General features: G+C 65.7%; 19 protein-coding genes and 1 pseudogene. 8 read left to right on the plus strand and 12 right to left on the minus strand.

Features of this window, described 5'->3' with window-relative positions; all coding sequences use genetic code 11:
* Window positions 1-18 precede the first annotated feature (18 nt).
* The 4 genes and pseudogenes from CCZ28_RS12180 (at window position 19) to CCZ28_RS12195 (ending at window position 2458) form a co-directional block, all read left to right on the plus strand.
* On the plus strand, window positions 19-450 hold the full coding sequence (locus CCZ28_RS12180) for a DUF4398 domain-containing protein (protein WP_058766319.1): 432 nt from the start codon (window positions 19-21) through the stop codon (window positions 448-450).
* 29 nt (window positions 451-479) lie between these two features.
* Window positions 480-863: pseudogene (locus CCZ28_RS12185) on the plus strand (DUF4398 domain-containing protein); the annotation flags it as partial.
* Window positions 864-973: 110 nt separating this feature from the next.
* On the plus strand, window positions 974-1981 hold the full coding sequence (locus CCZ28_RS12190) for a zinc-dependent alcohol dehydrogenase family protein (RefSeq protein WP_140218354.1): 1008 nt from the start codon (window positions 974-976) through the stop codon (window positions 1979-1981).
* A gap of 84 nt (window positions 1982-2065) precedes the next feature.
* Entirely contained in the window at window positions 2066-2458 is a 393-nt protein-coding gene (locus CCZ28_RS12195; RefSeq protein ID WP_140218356.1) for a response regulator, read from the plus strand.
* 139 nt (window positions 2459-2597) lie between these two features.
* Here the strand turns inward: CCZ28_RS12195 and CCZ28_RS12205 are convergent, their stop codons facing one another.
* Window positions 2598-2981: a response regulator gene (locus CCZ28_RS12205; protein ID WP_058777897.1), complete on the minus strand. Its 384-nt coding sequence runs from the start codon at window positions 2979-2981 to the stop codon at window positions 2598-2600.
* A gap of 243 nt (window positions 2982-3224) precedes the next feature.
* Here CCZ28_RS12205 and CCZ28_RS24705 point away from each other — a divergent pair, with 243 nt between their 5' ends.
* Both CCZ28_RS24705 and CCZ28_RS12215 read left to right on the plus strand, forming a co-directional pair.
* Window positions 3225-6566, plus strand: coding sequence for a PAS domain S-box protein (locus CCZ28_RS24705; protein ID WP_140218358.1), 3342 nt, complete (start codon window positions 3225-3227; stop codon window positions 6564-6566).
* Between the two features lie 505 nt (window positions 6567-7071).
* Entirely contained in the window at window positions 7072-8214 is a 1143-nt protein-coding gene (locus tag CCZ28_RS12215) for an IS481 family transposase (protein WP_140218360.1), read from the plus strand.
* Window positions 8215-8338: 124 nt separating this feature from the next.
* On the opposite strand, the gene prpF is transcribed toward CCZ28_RS12215, so the two are convergent.
* The 4 genes from prpF to CCZ28_RS12235 all read right to left on the minus strand — a co-directional run bounded on the left by prpF (window position 8339) and on the right by CCZ28_RS12235 (window position 17460).
* A complete protein-coding gene (gene prpF, locus CCZ28_RS12220; protein ID WP_140218362.1) occupies window positions 8339-9487 on the minus strand; it encodes a 2-methylaconitate cis-trans isomerase PrpF in 1149 nt (382 codons plus the stop codon).
* Window positions 9488-9506: 19 nt separating this feature from the next.
* A complete protein-coding gene (gene yghX, locus CCZ28_RS12225; protein WP_140218364.1) occupies window positions 9507-10397 on the minus strand; it encodes a YghX family hydrolase in 891 nt (296 codons plus the stop codon).
* 116 nt (window positions 10398-10513) lie between these two features.
* The gene (locus CCZ28_RS12230; protein WP_140218366.1) at window positions 10514-14632 is read right to left on the minus strand and encodes a CheR family methyltransferase; all 4119 of its coding nucleotides are present in this window, start codon (window positions 14630-14632) and stop codon (window positions 10514-10516) included.
* A gap of 485 nt (window positions 14633-15117) precedes the next feature.
* Window positions 15118-17460, minus strand: a complete 2343-nt coding sequence (locus tag CCZ28_RS12235; protein WP_140221337.1) for a DNA polymerase II — start codon at window positions 17458-17460, stop codon at window positions 15118-15120.
* 205 nt (window positions 17461-17665) lie between these two features.
* Here CCZ28_RS12235 and CCZ28_RS12240 point away from each other — a divergent pair, with 205 nt between their 5' ends.
* Window positions 17666-18358: a 3'-5' exonuclease gene (locus tag CCZ28_RS12240; protein WP_240795152.1), complete on the plus strand. Its 693-nt coding sequence runs from the start codon at window positions 17666-17668 to the stop codon at window positions 18356-18358.
* Window positions 18359-18365: 7 nt separating this feature from the next.
* Here CCZ28_RS12240 and CCZ28_RS12245 read toward each other — a convergent pair whose 3' ends face one another.
* Window positions 18366-18857, minus strand: a complete 492-nt coding sequence (locus tag CCZ28_RS12245; RefSeq protein ID WP_205894573.1) for a hypothetical protein — start codon at window positions 18855-18857, stop codon at window positions 18366-18368.
* Window positions 18858-19102: 245 nt separating this feature from the next.
* On the opposite strand from CCZ28_RS12245, the gene CCZ28_RS12250 reads away from it, so the two are divergent.
* On the plus strand, window positions 19103-20122 hold the full coding sequence (locus tag CCZ28_RS12250) for a branched-chain amino acid aminotransferase (protein ID WP_058760711.1): 1020 nt from the start codon (window positions 19103-19105) through the stop codon (window positions 20120-20122).
* Window positions 20123-21008: 886 nt separating this feature from the next.
* Here the strand turns inward: CCZ28_RS12250 and CCZ28_RS12255 are convergent.
* The 6 genes from CCZ28_RS12255 to CCZ28_RS12275 all read right to left on the minus strand — a co-directional run bounded on the left by CCZ28_RS12255 (window position 21009) and on the right by CCZ28_RS12275 (window position 25937).
* Window positions 21009-21572: a DedA family protein gene (locus tag CCZ28_RS12255; RefSeq protein ID WP_140218368.1), complete on the minus strand. Its 564-nt coding sequence runs from the start codon at window positions 21570-21572 to the stop codon at window positions 21009-21011.
* Between the two features lie 8 nt (window positions 21573-21580).
* Window positions 21581-22687, minus strand: coding sequence for a calcium:proton antiporter (locus CCZ28_RS12260; RefSeq protein WP_140218371.1), 1107 nt, complete (start codon window positions 22685-22687; stop codon window positions 21581-21583).
* Between the two features lie 149 nt (window positions 22688-22836).
* Complete coding sequence (locus tag CCZ28_RS24930) at window positions 22837-22956, minus strand: SDR family oxidoreductase (protein WP_205894574.1); 120 nt, start codon at window positions 22954-22956, stop codon at window positions 22837-22839.
* Window positions 22953-23576 (minus strand): SDR family NAD(P)-dependent oxidoreductase, encoded by a 624-nt coding sequence (locus CCZ28_RS12265; protein WP_205894575.1) that lies wholly within the window; start codon window positions 23574-23576, stop codon window positions 22953-22955. Before CCZ28_RS12265 ends, CCZ28_RS24930 begins: the two co-directional genes overlap by 4 nt.
* Before the next feature lie 13 nt (window positions 23577-23589).
* Window positions 23590-25062, minus strand: coding sequence for a carbohydrate porin (locus CCZ28_RS12270; RefSeq protein WP_140218386.1), 1473 nt, complete (start codon window positions 25060-25062; stop codon window positions 23590-23592).
* An 86-nt stretch (window positions 25063-25148) separates the two neighbouring features.
* Entirely contained in the window at window positions 25149-25937 is a 789-nt protein-coding gene (locus tag CCZ28_RS12275; protein ID WP_140218388.1) for an SDR family NAD(P)-dependent oxidoreductase, read from the minus strand.

Below are 25937 nucleotides of genomic sequence, written 5' to 3' on the forward strand. Positions count from 1 at the left end.
CCTGACAGGAATGTTCGGATGAAAACCGGTTTCTCTCGCGCCTTTCCGTTCTCCGCGCCACGCGCGCTGCTCGCCAGCCTGGTCCTGGGCGGCGGCCTGCTGCTGGCGGGTTGCGCCGGCAATCCACCGACCGCGCAGATGGCCGTGACCCAGTCCGCCGTCAACGAAGCCGTCAGCTCCGGTGGCAACCAGTACGCCCCCATCGAGACCAAGTCGGCCCAGGACAAGTGGACCCAGGCCCAGACCGCCCTCTCCAACGAGAAGTACGCCGAAGCCAAGCAACTGGCCGAGCAGGCCGAGTGGGACGCCCGCCTGGCCACCCGCAAGACCCAGGCGGCCAAGGCCGAGGCGGCGCTCAAGGATGCGCAGAACAGCATCCAGCAGATTCGCGAGGAAGGTCAGATCAACCTCCAACTGCAACAGAACCTACAGAAAAAAGTGCAGCAGTAAGCTGCCCGCTCTCTTGAAGGACGAATCCCATGCGTAAACGTTTTCTGCTTCCGCTGCTGTCGGCCCTGACCCTCACCCTCGCCGCCTGCGCCACGCCGCCCAACCCCAATCTGGAAAAGGCGCGCAACGACTACGCCGCCTTGGAATCCCAGCCCCAGGCCAACCAGCTGGCGGCACTGGAGACCAAGGATGCCGGCACCTGGCTGACCAAGGCCGACAAGGCCTACAAGGACGGCGAGAGCGAGCAAACCGTCGACCAACTGGCCTACCTGACCCAGCAGCGCATCCAGACCGCCATGCAGACCATCAAGCTGCGCCTGGCCGAGGCCGAGCTGAAGAAGACCGACGCCGAGCGCGGCGAAGCCCGCCTCAACACCCGCACCCAGCAGCTGCAGCAACTGCAGAAGGCCATCAAGTAAGGCTGACGGGCGCGGGTTCCGTCAGGGAATCCTGCGCCCTTCACCGTGGTCCTCTACAGACTCGCGCGTCCCAGCGCTCAGCCCTGTCTTGGAGGATTTCACTCATGAATGCCATCCGCCTGCGCAAACCCGGTGGCCTCGATCACCTGGAATGGACCGACCTGCCCGATCCCGGCGAGCCGGGGCCCGGGGAGATCCGCGTTCGTATCCATGCCAGCTCGCTGAACTTCCACGATCTGGGCGTGGTGCTCGGCAAGATGCCGGCTGCCGATGGCCGCATCCCCATGTCCGATGGTGCCGGGGTGGTCGAGGCCGTCGGGGCGGGCGTCAGCGAATTCGCCGTGGGTGACGCCGTGGTATCCACCTTCTTTCCGCACTGGCTGGACGGTGAGCCGCCCATCGACGACTTCTCCACCACCCCCGGCGATGGCGTCGACGGCTTCGCCTGCGAGGTGGTGGTACGGCCGGCCACGGCCTTCACCCGGGCGCCCAAGGGCTACAGCCACGCCGAGGCGGCTACCTTGACCACCGCCGGTCTCACCGCCTGGCGGGCCCTGGTGGTGGATGGCGGCCTCAAGGCTGGCGACACTGTGCTGGTGCTGGGGACCGGTGGCGTCTCCATCTTCGCCCTGCAGATCGCCAAGGCCATGGGCGCCACGGTGATCGCCACCTCCTCTTCGGACGAGAAGCTGCAACGCGCCTACGCCCTGGGTGCCGATCACCTGATCAACTACCGCGAAGAGCCGGAATGGGGTGCCAAGGTACAGGCCATCACCGGCGGGCGCGGGGCGGACATCGTGGTGGAGGTCGGCGGACCGGCGACCCTGGCACAATCGATCCAGGCTGCGCGCATCCATGGCCATCTGGCACTGATCGGCGTCCTTACCGGTATCGAAGGCCAGATTCCCACCGCGAACCTGATGCGCCGTCACCAGCGCTTGCAGGGCCTGATCGTCGGTAGCAGGCGCCACCAGCAGGACATGATCCGGGCGCTGGAGAGCACGGGAATTAAGCCGGTCATCGACCGTAGCTACCCCCTGCGCGAGATCGCCCAGGCCTTCGCCTTCCAGAAGGATGGCAGCCACTTCGGCAAGATCGTGCTAGATATCTGACAATAGTCGGATTAATTAAGGTTGCAGGAAAGGCAGCTCTGCTAGACTTTCCGGATCGCCCTCGCGTGCGTTCCGGAAGTCCTGATGACCTCGCCCACCGCTCTACCCTATGCCGTCGTCATCGAAGACAACGCCCTGTTGGCCGAACTGCTCGGCCAGCATCTCGAAGAGCGGCTGGGTTGGACCTGCGTCCGTTTCGACAATGCCGACGACGCCTTGGTGGAGCTGCTGCAACGAAAGCAAGCACCTGCCCTGCTGATCACCGATCACCTGATGCCCGGACAGCTGCGCGGCGGTGAATTGGCGCAGATGTTGATCCAGCGCTGGCCCCAACTGCCCCTGGTGATCACCTCGGGCTATGGCTATGAAATAACCACGGCGTTGCCGCCCCAGGTGATCTTCCTGCAGAAACCCTGGACGCTGGATGAAGTGGATGCGGCGGTGCGCCTAGCCCAGGCGCGGCAAGGGCAGGCTTAGGTTCTGTACGAAAAATGCCTGCGCTCGGTGATGCTTCGTTGAAAAACGCTTCGGAATGCTCATTTACCACTCGTAAACTCCGCTTCCTCAGCGCTTTTCGCCTCGCCTGACCGTCGCTCGGCGATTTTTCGTACAGAACCTAGAGGCCGAGCTTGCTGCAGGCCGCCAGCAACTGATCGATGCTCCAGGGCTTGGGCAGGAACAGCGCACGTTCCTCGCGTTCGGCATACTGCTGCCCGGTATAGCCGGACGACACCAGGATGGGCAGTTGCGCGAAACGCTGGCGTACCTGTTTGGCCAGGGCCAGGCCATCCAGCCGACCGGGCATGCGCACGTCGGTGAAAAGCAGATCGGGCGGTGACGGGTCCTGCTCGAGCCAGGCCCAAGCGGCATCGGCGGAGTCGAAGGATTGGACGGCGTAACCTTCCATCTCGAACACCTCCGTCGCCAGGGAACGCAGCACGGCATCGTCCTCGACGACCAGCACGGTAGTAACGGTGGCGGGAGAAACTACATCGGTCATGGCAATGCTGCTTAATTAGTACGACTATTAGGACCGAATTTACTCGACTTGGATCACAGAACTCGGACGAACGGTTGATCCTGGGTTTCCTGCACCTGTCTGATACCTCAACGGCTACTTAATTCCCGGTTTGTCGGAAAATCTTGCCGATGGCGCCTTGATGTCACCTAGCCTCTTTCCACTCAAGGTCCTTTGCCGACATCCTGGCGAAGTACTCCGCCGCCCATCCCCTCGAACGACCCCATGGCCGACTCCGATCTTTCCTACGCTGAACTCCAGGCGGAAGTGCTTCGCCTCCGCGCCGCCCTCGACGAGCAGGCCGACCTCCCCCCCCAGGACGCCCAGCGGCGCCTGGCGATCTTCGACGGCGCCATCGATTTCGCCATGGTCGTCCTCGACCCGGCGGGCGTGATAACCGACTGGAACAACGGCGCCGAGCGCTTGCTGGGCTGGACCGCCGATGAGGTACGGGGCGAATCCGCCGAGTGCTTCTTCACCCCCGAAGACAATCTCAGCGGCCGAGCGGCACTGGAAATGAAGCTGGCCTTGCGCGATGGCCGCGCCGAGGACGAGCGCTGGCACCTGCACCGCGACGGCTCGCGCTTCTGGGCCAGTGGCGAGATGCATCCGCTGCACGACGAGGCCGGTCGCCATACCGGCTATGTGAAGATCCTGCGCGACCGCACCGCCCAGCACCTGGCCGGCGAGGCGCTGCGCGACAGCGAGCGGCACCTCCACGAGGTCCAGCAGCGCCTGGTGGAAAGCGAGCGCTATTGGCGTGGCCTGTTCGAACAGCTCGAAGAGGGCTTCATCCTCGGCACCATCCTGCGTGATGACCAGGGTCGCGGGCAGGACTGGCGCTACGAGCAGGTCAATCGCGCCTGGCTGCAGAACTTCGGCTTCACGGCGGAACAAACGATAGGCCATACCGCCCGTGAACTCTTTCCCGCGCTCGAAGACAGCTGGGTCGAAGACTTCACCCGGGTGGTCGATACCGGCCAGTCGTTCAGCTATGTACGCCAATTCCAGCACGATGGCTGCTGGTACGAAGGCCACGTCCACAAGGCGGGGCCGGACAGTTTTTTGGTGCTGTTCCTGGAGGTCACCGAACGAGAGCTGGCCGCCCAGGCCAAACGCCGCGAAGAACTCTATCGCCTGGCCCTGCTCGAACTCAGCGAGCGCTTCAGCCACCTGAACGACATCGATGCCGTCATCGAAGTCGCCTGCGCCACCCTGGGTACCACCCTGGGTGCCCATCTGGTGGGCTACGGCCTGGTGGACGCCGAGGCCGAGACCATCCGCGTGGCGCGCGACTGGACGACCCCCGGCGCCCGCAGCCTGGTCGGCACCCTGAACTTCCGCGACTACGGCAGCTACATCGAAGACTTCAAGCGCGGCGAGACAGTGGTGATCACCGACGTGCGCGAAGACCCGCGCACCCGGGACAATCTCCCCGCGCTGGAGATGCTGGATACCCGCGCCTTCGTCAACACCCCCCTGTTCGAGCACGGTCGCTTCATCGCCCTGCTCTATGTCAGCTCCTGTACGCCCCGCCAGTGGCTGCCGAGCGAGTTGCAGTTCATCCGCGAGGTCGCCAACCGCACCCGTTCGGCTACCGCGCGACTGGCCGCCGAGCAGGCCCTGCGTGACAGCGAGATGAATCTACGGCTGGTCGCCGATACCCTGCCCTGCCTGATCGCCTTCGTCGATCGCGAGCTGGTCTATCGATTCGCCAATGCCGAGGCGCCGAAGTGGTTCAGGGACGCTCCTGGCAGCATCCTCGGCCGCCGCATGGACGAGGTCTTCTCGACCTCCCTGTTCGCCGCGCGCCGCCATGCCATCGAAGCCGCCCTGGAGGGTGTCCCGGCGCGCCTCGACCTGCCCTGGGCCTGGCCGGACGGCCGGCGGCGCATCGCCGATATCCATTACCGCCCACGCCGGGACGCCCGCGGCCTGGTGGATGGCTTCTACGTCTTCGCCCAGGACGTCACGGCCCAGCGCGACGCCCAGACCCTGATCCAGGCGCAGAACTTCAGCCTCAGCCAGGAGGTGCAGGCCCGCACCGCCGAGCGCGACCGCCTCTGGGCGCTCAGCGAGGACCTGCTGATGATCGCCGACTTCGAGGGGCAACTGGTACGGGTCAGTCCGTCCTGGTCCCGCCATCTCGGGTATTCCGAAGCCGAGTTGCTCAGCCGGTCCTACCGCGAACTCATCCACCCCGACGACCTGCCCAAGGTCATGGTGGCGCTGGACGAACTGCGCCGCAGCGGCCTGCCGACACGGCTGGAGAATCGTGTGCTGGCGGCGAACGGTAGCTGGCGCTGGCTGTCCTGGACGCTGTCGCTGGACAACGATCAGGAGCGGCTCACCGGCGCCGGTCGCGACGTGACCCGCGAGAAGGAAGCCACGGAAACCCAGGCGCTGCTGGAGGAACAGCTCCGCCAGTCGCAGAAGATGGAGGCGGTCGGCCAGCTCACCGGTGGCCTCGCCCACGACTTCAACAACCTGCTCGCCGGCATCGTCGGCAGCCTCGACCTGCTCACCGTGCGCATCGGCCAGGGCCGGTTGAACAACCTGGAGCGCTATACCACCGCCGCCCAGGGCGCCGCCATCCGCGCCGCCGCCCTCACCCACCGGCTGCTGGCCTTCTCCCGGCGGCAGACGCTGGACCCCAAGCCCACCGACGTCAATCGCCTGGTGGCCGGCATGGAAGACCTGATCCGCCGCACCGTGGGGCCGGCGATCCAGATCGAGGTGGTGGCCGCCGGTGATCTCTGGTCGACCCTGGTGGACCCGCCCCAGCTGGAAAATGCCCTGCTCAATCTCTGCATCAACGCCCGCGACGCCATGCCCGAGGGCGGACGCATCTTCATCGAAACCGCCAATCGTGTCCTGGATACCCGCATGGCGCGGGTGCGCGACCTGGAGCCGGGCGAATACATCTCCCTCTCCGTGACCGACAACGGCTGTGGCATGCCGCCGGAGGTGGTCGCCAAGGCCTTCGATCCCTTCTTCACCACCAAGCCCATCGGCGTCGGCACCGGACTCGGCCTGTCGATGATCTACGGCTTCGTTCGCCAGTCCGGCGGCCAGGCGCGCATCCACTCGCAGCTCGACGAGGGCACCAGCGTGACCCTGTTCCTGCCCCGCCATAGCGAGGCGGCGACCAGCCTCGAGGCCACCATCACCCAGGCGGCGCTGCCCCGCGTCGGCCACGGCGAGACCGTGCTGGTGGTGGACGACGAGCCGACCGTGCGCATGCTGGTCGTCGAGGTGCTGGAAGAACTGGGCTATGCGGCCCTGGAAGCGGCCGACGCCAGCTCCGGGCTGCGCCTGCTGGAATCCGACGTGCGCATCGACCTGCTGGTCAGCGACGTCGGCCTGCCCGGCGGCATGAACGGCCGGCAGATGGCCGACGCCGCCCGCCAGCGCCGCCCGGGCCTCAAGGTGCTGTTCATCACCGGCTATGCCGAGAACGCCGTGATCGGCAACGGCCACCTGGAGCCGGGCATGCACGTGATGACCAAGCCCTTCGCCATGGACGCCCTGGCGATCCGCATCCGCGATCTCATCGAAGGGACCTAGAAGCGTAGGTTGGCGCTGAGCGCAGCGAAGCCCAACGAGGCGGCTCCCAGCGTAGGATCGCCCTCTCCCCAACCCTCTCCCTGAGGGAGAGGGTGCGCTTGTGTCGCCCGGGATAGAGAGCGGCGCAGCCTTATCCACCGTTTGCAGCAGGGCCTACCCAGTGGAAAACGCTGCGCGGTTTTCCACGCTACGAGGATCACGTCCTCCTGGTAAACGCCTTGGACTCGACCAGCCCTCTCCCCCGGGGAGAGGGCTGGGGTGAGGGGATTCGGGCTCAGTCGCGTAGGGTGGATAACGGCGCAGCCTTATCCACCGTTTGCAGCGGGGCCTGCCAGTGGAAAACGCTGCGCGGTTTTCCACGCTACGAGGATCGCGGCCTCCTGGTAAACGCATGGGACTCGACCACCCCTCTCCCTTTGTGTATGGCCCGGGGACATGGTGAACACCTGTTCGGAGACAGGGTGGACACATCAAGCTGTGGCATTTGGCAGAAGTGAGCAGGCCGATGCCGTGGCAGGAGAGGTCCACGATGGAGTTACGCGAGGAATTCGTTGGCTTGGCACAACAGGCGGGAGCGAACATACGCTTGCTGTGCCGCCGTTTCGGCATTAGCCCGACGACGGGATACAAGTGGCTGGCGCGTGCCAGAGCCGGTGAGGCGCTGACGGATCGCTCGCGCCGTCCGGCGACGTCGCCAGGCCGCTGTGCAGCGGAATGCGAGGCGCAGGTCATGGCCTTGCGCGCGCAACATCCGGCTTGGGGAGCACGTAAGCTGGCGCGTCGACTGGAGGATCAGGGCATGCCGATGCCGGCCATTAGCACGGTGCATGCGATCCTGGTCCGTCACGGCGCAGTGAGCACGGCGGCCTCGGAGGCGGCCAAGCCCTGGCAGCGCTTTGAACACCCGCACGCCAACGATCTGTGGCAGATGGACTTCAAGGGTCATGTACCCCTGTTGCGGGGACGCTGTCATCCGTTGACCGTATTGGACGACCATTCGCGTTACGCGGTGGTGTTGCAGGCCTGCGGCGACGAGCGGGAAAGCACCGTGCGTCAGTGCCTGATCGCCGCATTCGAGCGCTATGGCCTGCCGGCGCGAATGACCATGGACAACGGCAGCCCCTGGGGCACGGACGGCCAGCATTACACTCGGCTGGACGTCTGGCTGATGGCCCAGGGTATCCGGGTCAGCCATTCGCGGCCCTATCATCCGCAGACGCAGGGCAAGGACGAACGCCTCCACCGCACGCTCAAGGCCGAAGTCCTGCAAGGCCCGCCGTGGGCAGACCTGGACAAGGCGCAGCGGGCCTTCGACCACTGGCGACAGCTCTACAATGCCCAGCGGCCGCATCAGGCGCTGGGCATGCAGGTGCCCCAGACACGCTATCAGCCCAGCCCCCGCGCCTATTGCCCCACGCCATCCGCGCCGTTGTACGCTGAAGGCGGTATCGTCCGCACGGTACGCGATCAGGGGCTCATCAACTGGCGAGGCCATCAGTGGCACGTGGGCAAGGCCTTCATCGGCGAGCCCGTGCTGATCCGTCCTGAGGGCGAGGACGGCCAGTACGACGTGTTCTGGCGCACCTGGCGCATCGCGTGTTTGAACGCACACACCCGGACGGCGACGACGGGACGTTCCGTCGCCTGACACCTGTCCACCATGTCCTCGAACAGGTGTCCACCATGTCTCCGGGCTATACACCTTTGGGAGAGGGTTGGGGTGAGGGGATTGAGTATTGCGCGGCTGCGCTGCCCTCAACCCACCCCAGGTACTAGCCCTCCGCCGGTACCCGCACCCACCCTTCCATGAGTCGCCGCGCGCTGCGGCTCATGATGGCCTTCTCCATCTGCCAGCTGCCGTCCACCTCACGCGCCTGGGCGCCGACCGTCACGGTGCCGGCGGTGTGGCCCATACGTACCTGGCGTCCGGCCAGCTCGCCGGTGAGCTGATTGACCAGGGTGCCGGGCAGCATGGCGGCCACCGCCACGGCGACCGCGCCGGTGCCGGGAATGGCGTGGTGCAGCTTGCCCATGGAGATCATGCGGGCGATGAGATCGAGCTCCGCGGCCTGCACCTGTTTGCCGCCGGCCACCCGATAGGTCTGCGGCGGTGCGATCAGGCACAGCTTGGGCGTGTGAGGGCGCTCCGCGGTGGCCTGGGCGGCGCTGGTCGCCAGGCCCATGGCCACGGCACCGGCGGCGCGCAGGAGCTCCAGGCGCTGCAGCAGCTCCGCATCGCCGTTGATCTGCGCCTGGGTCTCGGTACCGCTCAGGCCAAGCGCCTCGGCGCGCACGAAGATGGTCGGATTACCGGCATTGAGCAGGGTCACCGGCAGCCGGCCCAGACCGGCAATCTGCAACTCATCGACGGCCCGCCCGGTGGGCAGCACGCTGCCATCGGTCCCGGTGGGATCGAGGAATTCGAGCACGACTTCAGCGGCGGGAAAGGCCACGCCGTCGAAGCAGAAATCGCCCTCTTCCTGCACCTCGCCGGCCACCATGGGTACCCGGGCGAGGATGCGCTTGCCGAGATTGGCCTGCCAGATACGCACCGTGGCCAGGCCGTCGCGGGGCGCCTGCACCAGGCCCTCGCTGATGGCGAAGGGACCGACGGCGGCGCTGAGATTGCCGCAATTGCCCGACCAGTCGATCACCGGCAGTTCGATGGCCGGCGCGCCGAACAGGTAGTCGATATCGCAGTCCGGGCGACAGGACGGGGCGATCACCACCACCTTGCTGGTGCTGGAGGTGGCGCCGCCCAGGCCGTCGATCTGCTTGCCATAGGGGTCGGGGCTGCCGATCACCCGCAGCAGCAGGGCATCGCGCGCGGGGCCGGCGGGCGGTAGGTCGCGGGCATGGAAGAACACGCCCTTGCTGGAACCACCCCGCATGTAGACGGCAGGAATACGGTGTTGCGGCATGGTGGGCTCCGTCAGGGGATCACGCCAGATAGCGCCCGAACCAACCCAGGGTGCGATCCCAGGCTAGGCGGGCGGCGGCTTCGTCGTAGCGCGGGGTGGAATCGTTATGGAAGCCATGGGTGGTGCCGGGATAGCGCTGCACCTCGAAGGTCTTGCCCTGGGTCGTTAGAGCCGCCTCGTAGGCGGCGGCGCCTTCGTTGATACGCGGATCGTTCTCGGCGTAGTGGATCAACAGCGGCGCCTTGATCCGCGCCACCTCCTCCACACGGGGCTGGCGGCCGTAGAAGGGTACCGCCGCGGCCAGCTCGGGATAGGCCACGGCGGCGGCGTTGGCCACCCCGCCGCCATAGCAGAAGCCGGTGATGCCGACCTTGCCGGTGCTGAATTCGTGGCTCATCAGGGTTTCCACGGCGGCGAAGAAGTCGTTCATCAACTTCTGCGGATCGACCTGCTGCTGCAGCTCGCGACCCTTGTCGTCGTTGCCGGGATAGCCGCCCATGGCGGTCAGGCCATCCGGCGCCAGGGCCAGGTAACCGGCCTTGGCCAGGCGCCGGGCCACGTCTTCGATATAGGGATTGAGGCCGCGATTCTCGTGCACCACCACCACCGCCGACACCTTGCCGCTGGCCTTGGCCGGACGCACCAGGTAGCCGCGTACCCGACCATGGCCCTGGGGCGAGGGGTAGTAGACGTATTCGGCGACGATGTCCGGATCGGTGAATTCCACCTGGGTGGCCAGGGCGTAATTGGGACTCAGGGCCGCCAATACCCCGGTGGCGGAGAGGCCCAGCACCGCGGCGCAGGCACCGGCGCGGTCGAGGAAGTCGCGCCGGCTGATGCGCCCATGGACGTAGAAGTCATAGAGTTCGAGCAGTTCGGGCGAGAAATCCTTGGCGGTGAGACGGGTCATCGCAGCGCTCCTCTGGCGGGGTACGCGGCGCCCGACCCGGATGGGCGGGCGCCCCGGCTGGTCCCGAGTGTGCCGCGAATCGTCTGACTATGCCACCGCCCCGGACGGCCCCGGACTCAGACCGAGGGACGCAACTCACGCAGTACGGCGAGCAAAGCCTCGAAGCTGACCGGTTTGTTCAGGTGCTGGGCGAAACCGGCGGCCCGCGCCTTGTCGACGTCCAGCCGCGTACCGTAGCCGGACAGCGCCACGGCCGGGGTGCCGACATTGCGATCCCCCGCCCGCACTCGGCGCAGGAATTCATGGCCGTCCATCTCCGGCATGCCGATGTCGGAGAGGATGATGTCGAAATCCTGCGCCTGGGCCAGCGCCAGGCCGTTGTGGGAGTCGGTCGCCGCGGTGACCACCACGCCCTCCTCTTCGAGCAGCAGCTGCAGGGTCTCGACGATGTCGGCAGAGTCGTCCACCAGCAGCGCCCGCAACCCGGCGAGGGAGTGCTCATCCGCCTGCGCCGTAGGGGCGAGTTGCTGCTCGGCGTGGCACAGCGGCAGCCAGACGCTGAACCTTGCGCCCAAGCCGGGGCCGGCGGAGTGAGCCTCGATCCGCCCACCGTGGGCTTCCACCAGTTGCTTGACCAGCGCCAGGCCGATGCCCAGGCCATGCTGGGCGCGGGCGGTGTATTTCATTTCCGCCTGGCCGAACATCTCGAATACCCGCGGCAGGAAGTCGGGATCGATCCCCTGCCCGGTGTCCGTCACCTCCAGCCGCGCCTCCTGGCCGTCCGCGTCCAGGGCGATCGACACCTGGCCGCCGGCCGGGGTGAACTTGATAGCGTTGTTGAGCAGATTCCAGACGATCTGCCCGATACGGGTGGCGTCCGCATGGACGTACAGCGGCTCGCTCGGCAGGCGCGTGCAGGAGACCTCGACCTCGCCCGCCAGCGGCTTGATCACCTCGGCGATCTCGCGCAGTTGCTGGGCCAGGTCCAGCCCGACCCGCTCCAGTTTGAGCTTGCCGGTACGGATGCGCGACAGGTCGAGCAGGTCATCGATGATCTGTGCCTGGCTGCGCACCGCGCGCTGGATGGCTTCGGTCGCCCGGCGCGCCAGGGCCACGTTGCGCAGCACGGGTGAGCGCGCCAGCAGCTCGCTGTTGAGCTGGATGAGATTGAGCGGATGCTTGAGCTCGTGGGACATCACCGCGAAGAATTCGTCCTTGAGCTGGACCAGGGCGCGCTGCTGCGCCTGCTGGTTGGCTGCCTCGCTGGAGCGCACATGGTCGGCGGTGGCGTCGCGGGCGATCTTGGCGTAGCCCCGTCCACCGGCGGCATTGTTCATCCGGCTGAGCACCCCGGCGCAGTACAGCCGGCTACCGTCCTTGCGCCTGAGCCAGCGCTCGTTGTGGGCAGCGCCCTGGGCGTCGGCGGTGTGCATTTCCTCTTCCGGCACCTGGGCGGCGACATCTTCCGGGGTGAAGATCAGGCCTACCGGTTGGCCCAGGGCCTCGCGCTCGCTGTAGCCGAATAGCCGGGTGGCGCCGCCGTTCCAACTGTTGATGATGCCATTGGCGTCCAGGGTGACGATGGCGTAATCCTGGATGTTCTGCGCCACCAGGCGCATGTTCTCTTCGCCAGCGCGGGCGCGATCCTGAGCCAGGCGCCGCTCGGTGACGTCGATGAAGGTCAGCACCGCTCCCTCGATGCGATCCTCCGCGGTGCGGTAGGGCAACAGCCGCGCCAGGTACCAGTGGTCATCGTGACTGCGCACCTCGCGCTTGATGAGCCGGAGGGATTCGAACACCTGGTTGGCATCGTCGGCCAGCTCCGGGTAGTCCAGCCGATGGGTGATGTCGAGCAGCGAGCGGCCGGTATCGCTGACGATCATGTTGAAGATGCCGATCGCCCGCGGGGTGAATCTCTTGATGCGCATGCCACGGTCGACGAACACCGTGGCGATGTCGGTGGAGGTGATGAGGTTCTGCAGATCGTCGTTGATCTTGCCGGTTTCCTCGATCTTGGCCTTGAGTTCGTAGTTGACGGTGATCAGTTCTTCGTTGATCGACTGCAGCTCTTCCTTGCTGGTCTCCAGCTCTTCGGTGGCCGAACGCAGCTCTTCGTTGATCGCCTGCAGTTCCTCGTTGGAGGCCTTGAGTTCCTCGGTCGAGGTCTCGGATTGCTCGATGGTCAGCTGCAACTGTTCCTTGGTGCGCTGCAGCTCGGCTTCCAGCTGGGTGAGGACACTGTCCTTGGCTTCCGTGTGATCGCTGGAGGCGTCGGTGCTCATGACGTCTTCGACTTCGTCGAAGAGCACCAGCATGTAGTCGGTGCTGGTGTCGCTGTCGCGGAAGGGCCGCACCACCATGTTGATGTAGTAGCTGCGGTCGTCGCGCTGGATGTGCACGCGCCGGGCCTCGACGCTCTTGTTGCTCTGCAGGGCCTGGAACAGCGCGGTGCGCAGCTCCAGGCGCAATTCCTCCAGCACCAGCGCCGGCAGGTTGTAGCTGGGCTCGCCGCCGACGTAGCGAAGGAAACGCCCGGCCCGCTCGGACATGTGCACGATGTTGGATTCGCGGTCGACGATGATGCTCGGCGGCGCGTATTGCTCCAGCACCCGCTGGTGCACCTCGGCGAAGGACACCTTCTTGCGCCGACCGACCTGGTGCGGCGGCAGGCGCACGCTGTGCACGCCCGGGTTGAGATTGAGCAGCGGCGTGGGCCGCACCACGCTGGTGGTGTGCTTGGCACGGTAGATGCGGTTTTTCTTGTCGACCGTGGCGAACAGGTTGCTCTGCACATCGGCCGACTCGGAACTGCCGAGGAACAGGTAGCCGCCCGGCTTGAGCGCGAAGTGGAAGGTGTGCAGGATCTCGGCCTGCACCTCGCGATCCAGGTAGATCAGCAGGTTGCGACAGCTAATCAGATCGAGCCGGGAAAAGGGCGGATCGCTGAGCAGGTTGTGCTGGGCGAACAGCACCTTCTCGCGCAGCTCCTTCTTCACCCGGTACTGGTTCTGCTCCTTGAGCAGGTGCTGGCGCAGGCGGCCGGGGGTGACATCGGTAATGATCGAGCCGGGATAGACCCCATGCCGGGCCACGGCCAGGGCGTGCTCGTCGAGATCGGTGGCGAACACCTGCAAGCGCGCACCGGACTGGCGTAACTCGGCCTGCTCGGTGAGCAGCATGGCCAAGGAATAGGCCTCTTCACCGCTGGAACAAGCCGCGCTCCAGACCCGCAATTCCTGCTCTTCCTCCAGGCCGTGCAGTTGCTCGAACAGTTCGGGGATGACATCGCGCTCCAGCGCCTCGAAGGCTTCGCGATCACGGAAGAAATTGGTCACGCCGATGAGCATGTCCTTGAGCAGCGCCGGGGTTTCCTCGGGATGCTCGTGCAGGAAGCTGGCATAGGCCGGCATGTCGGGGATTGTGTTCACCTGCATGCGCCGCTCCACACGGCGCAGCACCGTGGCGGTCTTGTACTGCTTGAAGTTGTGTCCGGTGCGGGTGCGCAGCAGGGTGAGGATGTCGCGCAGGGCCAGTTGCATGGCCTTGCTCGAAGCGCCCGGCAGCCGGGCCTCTAGCTCGATCTGGCGCAACTCGCTCTGGCTCAGGGAGTTGATGGTGACAGCCAGCTCCAGCAGCTTCTGCGGCATGTCCACCACCGGCAGGACGAAATCCACCGCGCCGGTAGCGATGGCGCTGCAGGGCATGGAATCGAACTCCGCATCTTCCGGCGCCTGGGCCAGGGTCACCCCGCCCTGCTCCTTGACCCGTCCGAGCCCAACGGAACCGTCCGCACCGTTGCCCGACAGGACGATGGCGATGGCCCGCGCCTTATGCACATCGGCGAGGGCGCGGAAGAACAGGTCCACCGCCACGTGGTCGCCCGACGGCCGCTCCGCCGGATTGAGGCGCAGGTAGCCATCGTTCATGGTCAGGTCGAAGCCGGGTGGTATCACATAGACGTGCTCGGCCTCGATGGGCACCGGCTGGGTGACCTGCTGCACCGGCAGCCGGGTCGCGCGCTGCAGGATCTGGTCGAGACTGCTTTGGTGCTCGGGCGACAGGTGCATCACCACCACGAAGGCCATGCCGCAATCCGCTGGCAGGTCCTCGAAAAAGCGTAGCAGGGCCTGGATCCCGCCCGCCGAAGCCCCGATGCCCACCACCGGGAACGGCAGGTCGCTGGGGGTCAACTGCTTGGAGTTGTTGGGTCGGGCCACATCCGCCTGTTTGCTCATCTATCCGCCGTTTGAAAATCCATAAGAAATCGGGGTTGCCGCCATCGCCGCGGCCAGGTCGTCCATCCCTTTAGCGCCGAAACGCCCCATCGCCACCGGAGTATAACGAGCGCTCGCGCGGAGGACGGGTCTCATCCTGCCGAGAGTTGGCTCAGCCGACGTTTGCCGCCTGTGAATCGGACTGATGGCGTAATGGCGAGTGCGAGCGAAGCGTGCGGCCGAGCACCGGACCGCTCGCGGGAGAGGGCTGGGGTGAGGGTGGTCGGTTGGTCCCGGCACGAAGCGGGTGGATGAGGCTACGCCGTCAGCCAGCCTACGCGACGCTAATCGCGGTCATGGTGGTCCGCCGATGCGGCCGCTCCGCACTTCTTAGCTTATCGCGGCCATGGGCCGCTCCTACAAAGGCTTCATATCCCGTAGGAGCGGCCCATGGCCGCGATAGGCCCTACGCGAGACCCGCCACCAGCACGGGACCGCACCTACCATCAAAACAACCCCAACTGCCGATCCAGCAGCCGCTCGAAGCGGTCGCCAACGAAGGGCAGGATGGCATCGGCCACCGGGGCTAGCTGGCGCTGCACATAGTGGTCGTAGTCCGGCGGTGCATGGGGCAGCTCGACCGGCTCGGGGCCGGCGGTGGTGATCAGGTAGCTGATCCAGCCGCCGCGGCGGAACTGGCTACGCCGCCCAAGGCGGGCATTTTCCGCCTCGAACAGCCGGGCGGCGCGCACCTGGGGCGGAACATTGCTCTGGTACTCGTCCAGCGGCCGGCGCAGACGCTTGCGATAGACCAGCAGGTCGTCGAATTCGCCGGCGCGGGTGCGGGCGACGAAGTCGCGCAGGTACTCCACATGGGGCTCGCCGGTGAAGATGCGCAGGTACAGCTCGCGCTGGAAGCGCTGGGCCAGCGGTGACCAGTCGCTGCGCACCGTTTCCAGTCCCTTGAACACCAGCTCGGGCGCGCCGTCCACACCGGGCCTGAGCCCGGCGTATCTCTTCTTGCTGCCCTCCTCCGCGCCACGGATGGTGGGCATGAGAAAGCGGGCGAAGTGGGTTTCGTATTGCAGTTCCAGGTGGCTTTCCAGCCCCAGTTCGGCCTGTAGCTGCTCGCGCCAGTGGGCATTGACCGCCGCCACCAGCTCGCGACCGATGCGCTCGGCCTCGGCTTCGTCGTGGGCACGGCCAAGCCAGACGAAGGTGGAGTCGGTATCGCCATAGATCACCCGATGGCCGCGCGCCTCGATCAGCTCGCGGGTGCGGTGCATCACCGCATGGCCGCGCAGGGTGATGGACGAGGCCAGCCGATGATCGAAGAAGCGGCAGTGCGGCGTGCCCAGCACCCCGTAGAAGCTGTTCATGATGATCTTCAGCGCCTGGGCCAGGGGCGCGTTGCCGGCGCGCTTGGCCGCATCGCGCCCTTCCCAGACCCGCGCCACCATCTCCGGCAGGCAGTGCCGGGTGCGATGGAAGCGCGCCCCGCGAAAGCCCGGCACGGTTTCGTCCTCGGGCGTCGCCAGGCCCTCCACCAGCCCCACCGGGTCGATGAGAAAGGTGCGGATCAGCGAGGGATAGAGGCTCTTGTAGTCCAGTACCAGCACCGAGTCGTAGAGCCCGGGCCGCGAATCCATGACGAAGCCGCCCGGACTGGCCTCGGGCGGCTGGGCGCCGAGGTTGGGCGCGACGAAGCCCTGGCGGTGCATCAGCGGCAGATAGAGGTGGTAGAAGGCGGCGATGGAGGCACCGTGGCGCTCCAGCGGCAAGCCGGTGACGCTGGCCCGCTCCAGCAGGAAGCGCAGCAGCTCGGTCTGCTCGAAGATGCGGGTAACCAGCTCGCAGTCCACCAGGTTGTAGCGCGCCAGGGCGCTCTTCTCGCTGGCGAACATGCGGTTGATGGAGGCCATGCGGTCGTGGGGATTGTCGATGGCCTTGCCTTCGCCCAGCAGGGTGCGGGAGACGTTCTCCAGGCTGTAGGAGGGGAACACCCAGGTCGCCGACTTGAGCGCCTCCACGCCATCGATGATCGGCCGCCCGGCCAGCAGGGCAAAGAATTGGCGCCCCTGGCCGCCGGGTTCGTAGCGATCATCCTCGGGTGCCCCGCGCCCCAGGTGCAGGAGCACGCCCAATTTACGCGCGTGCTCGTGGAGCACGCGGATGTCGAACTGCAGCACGCTCCAGCCGATGATGACGTCGGGATCGTGGCGCGCCAGCCAGGCATTGAGGCGTTCGAGCAGGGTGGCGCGGTCGGCGACATATTCCAGGTCGAAGTCCAGAGCTACCTCTTCGCCGGTAGGCGGACCGAGCATGTACACCTGGCGCTGGCCGCAGCCGTGCAGGCCGATGCTGTAGAGCTCGCCGCGCTCACTGGTCTCGATGTCCAGCGACAGGGTGCGCAACTGCGGGCGGTAGTCGGGCGCGGGGCGCAACGGGGTTGTACCGCGTTCGCCTGTCTGCGGCAGCTGCACCGGCGCAGTGATGAAGCGCTCCATGAGGAAGCGATCCGCCGGGGCGATATCCGCCTCATAGACCTCGATACCGAGCGCGGCGAGACGCTGCTCCAGGTCGCGCAGGATGCGATAGCGCGGCGCATAGAGCCCCAGGACGGGGCGCCGCTGGAAGTCCTGCAACGCCAGTTCGCGCAGCTCCACCTCGTGCGGCAATAGCCGTTCGATGTCCGCTCGTCGCTCGGCGGGCACGAAGGCCACCGCCTGTTGTGCCGGTATCCGCAGCTCTCGCGGACCGGCATCGGTGGCGAACCAGAACACCAGCTCCAACCCACTGGCGGTCTCGCGCCACAGGCGTGTCAGCAGAAAACCCTGGGCGGCAGCCACAGCCATCGCTCCTCTCATCACTCAGGGCACCATTCTCGCAAGGCCGCTCGCCAGGGGCGACCCCAGTGCGCCCAATACTCCGCTCGTCGGCCCGGCCAAACGGTCTGTGTCCTGTGGCGATGATCTTGCATCGAATGGCCACACCCGTCGTAGAGCCGACTCCTTCGGCTACTGGGCGTATCCTTTTACCGTTTCAGGCAGTGTCATGAATTCGTTGTCTTCGTCCATCCCCCTCGCGGCCCCTCCCCGCTACAACGCCCAGCAAGCCCTCGTGCGCGAGCAGGCCCGGCGTTGGATGGAGCAGGATGTCCTGGTGCTGGACACCGAGGCCACCGGTCTCGGCGAGGACGCCCAGTTGATCGAGGTGGCGGTGATGACCCTGAGTGGTCGAGTGCTGCTCGACACCCTGGTGCGCCCCACCATCGCCGTCCCGCGCGAAGCCACCCTCATCCACGGCCTGACCGATGCCCACTTGGCCCAGGCGCCGACCTTCCCCGAGGTCTTCGCCCGGCTCTGGCCCCTGCTGCAGGGCCGTACCGTGCTGGCCTACGGCATGGCCTTCGACTACCGGCTGCTGTCGCACAACGCTCGCCTGCACGGCCTGGCGCTGCCGCCGGAACTGGAACGGGAGACGCCACCGGTGCAACTGGTGGACGGCACCCGCCTGCACTGCCTGATGCAACTCTATGCCCAGTTCTGGCAGGAACCGAGCCTGGACAGCCGCAGCCAGGATGGCTGGCGGCGCAAATCCCTGGCCATGGCCGCCCGCAACCAGGGCATCACGGTGCAGGACACCCACCGCGCCCTGCCCGACTGCCGGCTCAAGGCCGCGCTGGTCCAGGCCGTGGCGGGCGAGGCACCCGCCACCTGGAATGGGCTGCAGGCCCTGGCCGGCTAGAAATTGCCTAGTTCGCCTCCGCCGCTCGCAATACCCAGCGCAGGCCCTGCAGATCCTCGGCGGAGAGGGTCTCGCGCAGGCGGCAGAGGCGATAGGTGACCCGGGTATTCAGCGCCACCCATTCCAGGTCCTGGCGCGTGGGCTGGGCGACGAAGTATTCGCCGTAGCGCTCGTCCAGCCCGGCCATGCGGTACTGGCCCTTGAGCGGCAGGTAGAGCCGTCCGTTCATTTCCCAGCGACTGGCACTGCAGCCATGGAAGCGCACCTTGTCACCGAAGGTGGACAGCTGGGTACGGAAATCGGTGGTGGCGTGGCCGGCGCTGGTCTTGAACTGGCTGGCGATCACGCTGAAGACGATGCCCTGGGGCGAGGGCGCGCCGCGCCACTCGATGACCCGGCGATTGAGCGCCGTATCGAAGCCATCGGTGAAGATTCCGGCGGCCTGCACCGGAAGCGCTGGCAGGGTGAGCGCACCCAGCAACGCCATCGTTGTTTTCAAAACCCACTCCTGGTGGCGACCCCACCTCCCCAGCCTGACGCAACGGCCAGAGGCGGCAAAGGGCCAGCGTCACGCTTTGGAGACCCGATTGGCTGAAAGGTGCCCCCGCCGGTCCGGATAAGCGGTATCTTTCACAGTCTGAGGATGAGTTCTCCTTCGTCCACCCCTTAAACCGTCGCCGGCGAGGCGTACGGCCACCCCCCTGAAACGACCGGCCGAGGCGCCGGAGAGCACTGCGAGGATCTATGAGCGCTGCGGATATCGATTGGAAGACCCTCGGTTTCGACTACATCAAGACCGACTTCCGCTTCATCGCCACCTATCGCAACGGCAGCTGGCAACCCGGCGAGCTGACTCGCGACAACCAACTGCACATCAGCGAAGGCTCCACGGCCATCCACTACGGCCAGCAGTGCTTCGAAGGCCTCAAGGCCTACCGCTGCCAGGACGGTTCCATCAACCTGTTCCGTCCCGACCGCAACGCCGCACGCATGCACAAGAGCTGCGCCCGCCTGCTGATGCCGCCGGTCCCCACCGAACTGTTCATCGACGCCTGCCAGCAGGTGGTCAAGGCCAACGAAGCCTGGATTCCGCCCTACGGCACCGGTGGCGCCTTCTACCTGCGTCCCTTCGTCATCGGCGTGGGTGACAACATCGGCGTGCGCACCGCCCCCGAATTCCACTTCGTGGTGTTCGGCATCCCGGTCGGCGCCTACTTCAAGGGCGGCATGACCCCGCACAACTTCGTCATCTCCAGCTACGACCGCGCCGCGCCCCAGGGCACCGGCGCCGCCAAGGTCGGCGGCAACTATGCCGCGAGCCTGATGCCCGGCGCCCAGGCCAAGGCCGAAGGCTTCGCCGACTGCATCTACCTGGACCCCCTGACCCATCGCAAGATCGAGGAAGTCGGCTCGGCCAACTTCTTCGCCATCACCGGCGACGGCAAGTTCGTCACCCCGCGTTCCGAGTCGGTGCTGCCGGGCGTGACCCGCATGTCGCTGATGGACCTGGCCCGCGAGCGGCTGAACCTGGAAGTGGTCGAGGGCGACGTCTTCATCGACCAACTCGACCAGTTCGTCGAAGCCGGCGCCTGCGGCACCGCGGCGGTGATCACCCCCATCGGTGGCATCCAGTACGGTGAAAAGCTGCATGTCTTCCACAGCCTGACCGAGGTCGGCCCGGTGACGCGCAAGCTGTACGAGGAATTGACCGGTATCCAGACCGGTGACAAGCCGGCTCCGGAGGGTTGGATCGTCAAGGTCTGACCTGGGGGTTGGGTTGGTTTGAAGAAGGCGCCTAGGGCGCCTTTTTCATTTGAAGCAGGACTTGGGCGGTAGGTTGGGTTGAGCGCAAGCGAAGCCCAACACCTGGCTCTAGCTGATTATCGAGTGCTCTGATGGCTCTTGTTTCGCCCACCCGGGCGACTCACTTTTTTCAGTCGCGAAAAAAGTAAGCAAAAACGCTTGCCCCGGACATCCGGCCCTCCGCTGCGCTGCGGGTCCGCTCACGCCAGCGCCGTTCCGGGGCCGGTCCAGATGGGCCGTCCATGGCCCACTGGACCTCTCGCCGCATCCATGCGGCTCGACCCACTCCACGACACCGGCGTTCGCCCTCCTGAAACGGGGCGATTCGCCAGCCTGAAAGTGTTGGTTGAAGAGCCCGTAGCGTGGACAACGGCGAAGCCTTGTCCACTGATGGCTTAGATGCCAGCAGTGGAAAACGCTGCGCGGTTCTCCACGCTACGAATCGCTCGGGCTTTGCCTGTAAACACCGTAGTCTCAGGCTGGCGCCCCGTCCCCGTCAGTGAGGCCGAGTGTAGGTGTTGCGCAGGGGGATGCGAGGCAGGACGCCGAGCAAGGCGCGAGGGGCAGGAAGCCCCTTCGTGCCGTGCCCCCGGAGCGACGCCGGAGCGAGGGGACCCGGAGCGCAGCGGAGGGCCGAAACGTGGGGTGTGCTTTCTTTTGCTTACTTTTCTTTGCACCGGGCGGCGATCCGCAAGCAAAGAAAAGTAAGTCGCCGGCCAGGCGAAATAAGAAGCATCAGCAGAGCGCGATAAAGAGCTTAGGCAACAGTAAACCAAGGTATCTCGGCCAACTTCCGAATTGTTGGACTTCGCTTGCGCTCAACCCAACCTACGCAACCACCCTCCCCCTACAACCCCTCCCGCCGCCGCAAAACGGCGCGCACCCCCACGAACAACACCACCACACAGATCGCCGCCGCAAAGAACCACCGCTTCGACACATGATGCTCCGCGAAGAAATCGCGCAGGATCTCGCCCACCAGGTAACCGACCCCGGTCATGAGAAAGCCCCAGAGCAGCGCCCCTATCACGTTGTAGAACAGAAAACGCCGCGGCCTTACCCCACTGGCGCCGATCAGCAGCGGGCCGATCAGGCGGAAACCGTAGGCGAAGCGGATACCGATGATCCACAGCGCCTCGTGGCGATGGATGCGGCTGCGCAGCCAGTCGATGCGCTGCTGCTGATGCTTGAAGCGGCGCAGGATGCCATCGCCATAGCGGCGCCCCAGAAAGAACAGCGTCTGGTCACCGATGAAGCCGCCCAGGGCCACGCACAGTGCCGTGAGCGGAAACAGCAGATAGCCATGGCGCGCCGCGATGCCGGCCAGGATGGCGACGCCGTCGCCCTCCACCAACGCGCCGAGCACGGCTGCGCCATAGCCGTAATTGCTGATCATCTCGCTGTCGATCATGGGGCTTCCTAGAGGCCAAGAATGGTCAGCATGATGAAGGTACCGAACAGCACGAAATGCGTCATGCCCTCGATGGCGTTGGTCTCGCCGTCATTGAGGTTGATGGCGGCGACGATCAGGGTCACGGCCATCATCACCGTCTGCACCGGGGTCATGGCCATCTGAATCTGTTGGCCATTGAACAGGGCGATGGCTTCCACCACCGGCACGGTAAGGATCACGGTGGACAGGCTGGCGCCCAGGGCGATGTTGATCACCGACTGCATGCGATTGGCCATGGCCGCGCGCAGGGCCGTGAGGATCTCGGGGCTGGCGGAGATCACCGCCACCACCAAGGCGGGCACCAGGGCCGGTACGGCCAGGCCTTCGAGGCCGGTATCCAGGGACTTGGACATCACCTCGGCCAGGGCGCCGGTGGCGACGATACCGACGATCAGCAGGCCGATGGATAGCGCCGCACTGCTCTCGCCATGGCCGCCCGCCTCGCCCTGCCCCTCGGCCGCCGGGCGCTTGCGCTTCTTCTCTGGGTAGTTGTAGCTGAAGAAGTAGCTGTGCGGGCCGGTCTGCATGCGCAGGAACAGCGCATAGAGCAAGGCCATGGCGCCGATGGTGAAGAAGGAATAGACGTGCCACTGGGCCGAGGGAATGAACTCCGGCACCAGCATGGAGATGCTCACCGCGGTCATGATCATCACGCCGTAGCTGCGGCTGGAATCGTCGTTGTAGGGCTGCTCGCCGTGCTTGATGCCACCGAGCAAGGCGGCCAGGCCGATGATGCCGTTCATGTCCAGCATCACCGCGGCGTAGATGGTATCGCGGGCCAGGGTCGGCGAATGGTCGTGGCTCATCATGATCGCCAGGATGATCACCTCCACCAGCACGGCGGAGAGGGTCAGGATCATGGTGCCATAGGGATCGCCGACCTTTTCCGCCAGCAATTCGGCGTGGTGGGCCACGCGCATGGCGGCGCAGATGATGGCGGCGATCAGGCCACCGGCGGCGACCAGCGCCAGGGTCTGGCCACCGCCGAGCAGCGCGTGCTCGAACACATAGGCCAGCACCGTGGCACCGATGGCGACTAGCAGTAGGGTTTCGTCTTTGAGGGCGGCGAGCATGGAAAAGGCGTCCTTGAATGAGCAATGCCTTGTTACGACCGCCGCAGATGGCAAAACGCTCGCACTACGCCCTTGACGGACTCACTGCCGCCAGAGAAGGCCACGGTCGCCCTCGTGCCTTGTCCGCCTGACGTGTACTCGATATCTGCCTAGAACAGAAAGCCTCCGTCGACATTGAACACCTGACCCGTGATGTAGGCAGAGGCATCGGAGGTCAAGAAGGCGAGCAGACCGCAGAGATCTTCTGGCGCACCGGTTCGCGGGATCAACTGGCTGTCGCGGACCCGTTCGAAGAGTGCGCCGGCAGGGCCTTGGTGCTGCCGGGATGACGGATCAGCCCGGGTGACAAGGCGTTCACGGTAATGCCACTGTCGCCCAGTTCCGCCGCCAGGGCGCGGGTTAATCCGATCACGCCACCCTTGCTGGCGATATACGCCAGGAAGCACTTCTGTGGACGACCGGTATTGCTGGAGGCCAGATTGATAATCCGCCCCCAGCCGCGCGTGGCCATACCAGGCGCAAAGGCCTGGCTGAGCAGGAAGGCCGCGTCCAGATTGATCGCCAGGGTCTGTCGCCAGGTGGCCAGATCGGTCTGCGCCAAATCGCGCAGTGGCGTAACGGCGGCGTTGTTGACCAGTACGTCGCAGCGACCGAAGCGCTCCAGCACACTGCAGGCGAAGGCATCCACCGCCGCGGGATCTGCCAGGTCGCAACGCTGCGCCCAGGCCGAGCCGCCGGCCTGGACGATGGTGGCGACGGTAGCATCGGCGGCGACTCTGTCGGCGAGCGCCAGCGCGAAACCGGCGGACGCCAGCTGCAGGGCGAAGGCCTGACCCAGGCCACTCGCCGCGCCCGTCACTACCGCGAGTCGGGAGTGGCATGGAGTCATGGCCTCATCCTCCTCATTTCAGGCCGTTCAGGCCTAGCAGCTGGTCGAATTGCACATGCAGCAGCACGCCGAAGGCGTAGCCGTCGCGTGGATTGTCGCCACTGACAGGATTGAGGTAGCTGCTGCCGTGGAAGGTGCGGGTCACGTAGGGGCTGAGCACGATGCTGTCGGTCAGGACGAAGTTAGCGTCCAGGGAGAGCGCGTATTCATCGCGTCCCGGCCGATAATCGCCGCCGCCACTGCTCACGGCGTGGGCGTCTTCGAGGAAGCGCTGCTGGTGATCGGTGAGCTGCGCCCAGCTGGCCTTGATGGAATAGCTGTCGAACGGTCGGCTGCGGAACGGCGCCGATAGAATCAGACCCAGATCGGCCTGATTGGCCACACCGCTGGCAGTCTCCTCTTCGAATACGTGGGAGAGGCTGCCATGGACGCTTAGGGCGGTAGGATTGCGTACCCCAGGCTGACCGCCATCGGCGCGCCAGAAGGTCTGTTTCGCGCCTACATAGAAGCCACTGACGCCGTCGTGGGTAGCGGGTGCAGCCTGGCTGGTGACCCGGGAAGTGCCATCGACGGTGTAATAGGGATCGTTTTGTCGACGGTTGTTATAGAACCCCATCAGCTCGAAAGAGGTGGGATAGGTGCTCATCGAAAAGTCGGTACGGTAGGCGATGTTGCCCAAGTAGATGGTGCTCAACGACCCGCCCATGTCCCCCTCCCGCCGCTCCCAGTCATTGGTGAAAGGATAGGCGTTGTAGCTACGCCAGGTGCCCAGCTGAGCACGCCACTGCGGGGTGAAATCGTAGGCACTGCGGAAACCCCAGTTGGCATAGGGTGGCGGGTTGATGCCGGCCGTGTCCTGCAGGATTGATGGACTCACGCAGCCGTAGGGCAAATTGCACAGCGGCAGGGCGAAATAGGTGCCGGCGTTACTCTTGCCCGCCTCCAGGGTCAGACGGTCGTCCAGCAGACGCTGCTCATAGGTGAACAGCGTCAGATGGCTTACGCGGGGAATATAGGGTGATGGCTTGCCCGCCAGCGCGTCGCCAACCTGGGTGCCGTAGGCGAGGTTCGAGGCCCAGGGCACATAGAGCTGCATGAAATGTACAATGCCGCCGGGCAAGCCGGCGAGCTTTTGCATGTCAAAGTCGGCACCGATTCCAAACAATGTCAGAGTTTCATGCCGACCGGTGTCGAGGCCTGCACTGGGGTTGGCAAGGTAGAGCTGAGTCATGTCCAGATGGGGGCTGATGCCCTGCTCCTTGAGCCAGCGGCCCTGCTCCTCCAGCAATCGGCCGGCGGGCGCGGGTTGCCGCGGCTCGACGAACAGTACCCGCGGCCCCATCCGTTCGTTAGGCAGGCTGTCGTCGGTGCTGGAGGGCAGCTGCTGACGCCCTCCCTGATCCAGATCGGCGGCGAATGCCGTTCCGGAATGAAGCGCGGCTAGCACCAGGGAGAGAACGAGAAACTTGCCATGAATGTTGTTCATGTCGACATCCTTTGTTGTTGTTATTGCGGACACAGTTACCCGCGGCATCGCCAGATGCCTGTGCGGGAAAAGTTGAACGTCTTGATTCAACCGGCAGTGGCGCCAGCGTCTATCGCCAGATCGGCCCCGGTTATCCAGACGGCCTCGTCAGACGCCAGAAAGACTGCCGCCCAGGCGACGTCCTCCGGCATGCCCAGCCGTTCGCGCAGGAACTGACGGCTGAGCGCCGTAGGACGCAGCTCAGGATCTCGTGCCATATGAGCCCGCGTGGCTTGCGTCTCGATCAGCCCGGGGGACAGGGTGTTGGCGCGGATGTTGTACGGCCCGCCCTCCATCGCCAGCTGGCGGGTCATGGCCAGCACCCCGCCTTTGCCGGCGCAATGGGCAAGCGCGGGCGAGCCCTCCAGCGCCATCCGCGCATTGGCGGAGGCGAAGTTGAGGACCACCCCGCCGCCGCGTGCCTTGAGCACCGGCCAGGCGGCCTGGCAGACCAGGAAGACGATGTCCAACTCACCCGTGAGGGTCCGCCGCCACTGGGCTTCGTAATCCATGTCTTCGATCCAGGCGAAGGCACCGAAGGCTGCGGCGTTGACCAAACAGTCGAAGCCGCCGTCGCCCTGGGCACAGGCCCACTCGATCCATGCCTTTACCGCGGCCGGCTGGGTAAGGTCGCAGGTGTATATGGCCAGGTTCTGCAGCCCCTCTGCCCGCGCCAGGGCAAGTGTTTGCTCGGCGGCTGCAGTGTCGCGATCGCAGCCCAATACCCGGGCGCCCTGGCGGGCGAACAGCAGTGCACAGGCCTGCCCGATTCCATTGCCCACGCCGGTGATGAGGGCAGTCTTGCCGGCGAGCCGGCCACGTTCGGTAGCAGCCAT

The organism is Pseudomonas oryzihabitans, assembly GCF_006384975.1.
GTDB classification, from domain to species: domain Bacteria; phylum Pseudomonadota; class Gammaproteobacteria; order Pseudomonadales; family Pseudomonadaceae; genus Chryseomonas; species Chryseomonas psychrotolerans_B.

Excerpts from the sequence above, each read along its gene's own strand:
- CCZ28_RS12180 (WP_058766319.1), top strand. The coding sequence starts at position 19 with ATGAAAACCGGTTTCTCTCGCGCCTTTCCGTTCTCCGCGCCACGCGCG.
- CCZ28_RS12190 (WP_140218354.1), top strand. The coding sequence starts at position 974 with ATGAATGCCATCCGCCTGCGCAAACCCGGTGGCCTCGATCACCTGGAA.
- CCZ28_RS12195 (WP_140218356.1), top strand. The coding sequence starts at position 2,066 with ATGACCTCGCCCACCGCTCTACCCTATGCCGTCGTCATCGAAGACAAC.
- CCZ28_RS12205 (WP_058777897.1), bottom strand. The coding sequence starts at position 2,981 with ATGACCGATGTAGTTTCTCCCGCCACCGTTACTACCGTGCTGGTCGTC.
- CCZ28_RS24705 (WP_140218358.1), top strand. The coding sequence starts at position 3,225 with ATGGCCGACTCCGATCTTTCCTACGCTGAACTCCAGGCGGAAGTGCTT.
- CCZ28_RS12215 (WP_140218360.1), top strand. The coding sequence starts at position 7,072 with ATGCCGTGGCAGGAGAGGTCCACGATGGAGTTACGCGAGGAATTCGTT.
- prpF (WP_140218362.1), bottom strand. The coding sequence starts at position 9,487 with ATGCCGCAACACCGTATTCCTGCCGTCTACATGCGGGGTGGTTCCAGC.
- yghX (WP_140218364.1), bottom strand. The coding sequence starts at position 10,397 with ATGACCCGTCTCACCGCCAAGGATTTCTCGCCCGAACTGCTCGAACTC.
- CCZ28_RS12230 (WP_140218366.1), bottom strand. The coding sequence starts at position 14,632 with ATGAGCAAACAGGCGGATGTGGCCCGACCCAACAACTCCAAGCAGTTG.
- CCZ28_RS12240 (WP_240795152.1), top strand. The coding sequence starts at position 17,666 with ATGAATTCGTTGTCTTCGTCCATCCCCCTCGCGGCCCCTCCCCGCTAC.
- CCZ28_RS12250 (WP_058760711.1), top strand. The coding sequence starts at position 19,103 with ATGAGCGCTGCGGATATCGATTGGAAGACCCTCGGTTTCGACTACATC.
- CCZ28_RS12255 (WP_140218368.1), bottom strand. The coding sequence starts at position 21,572 with ATGATCGACAGCGAGATGATCAGCAATTACGGCTATGGCGCAGCCGTG.
- CCZ28_RS12260 (WP_140218371.1), bottom strand. The coding sequence starts at position 22,687 with ATGCTCGCCGCCCTCAAAGACGAAACCCTACTGCTAGTCGCCATCGGT.
- CCZ28_RS12265 (WP_205894575.1), bottom strand. The coding sequence starts at position 23,576 with ATGACTCCATGCCACTCCCGACTCGCGGTAGTGACGGGCGCGGCGAGT.
- CCZ28_RS12270 (WP_140218386.1), bottom strand. The coding sequence starts at position 25,062 with ATGAACAACATTCATGGCAAGTTTCTCGTTCTCTCCCTGGTGCTAGCC.
- CCZ28_RS12275 (WP_140218388.1), bottom strand. The coding sequence starts at position 25,937 with ATGGCTGCTACCGAACGTGGCCGGCTCGCCGGCAAGACTGCCCTCATC.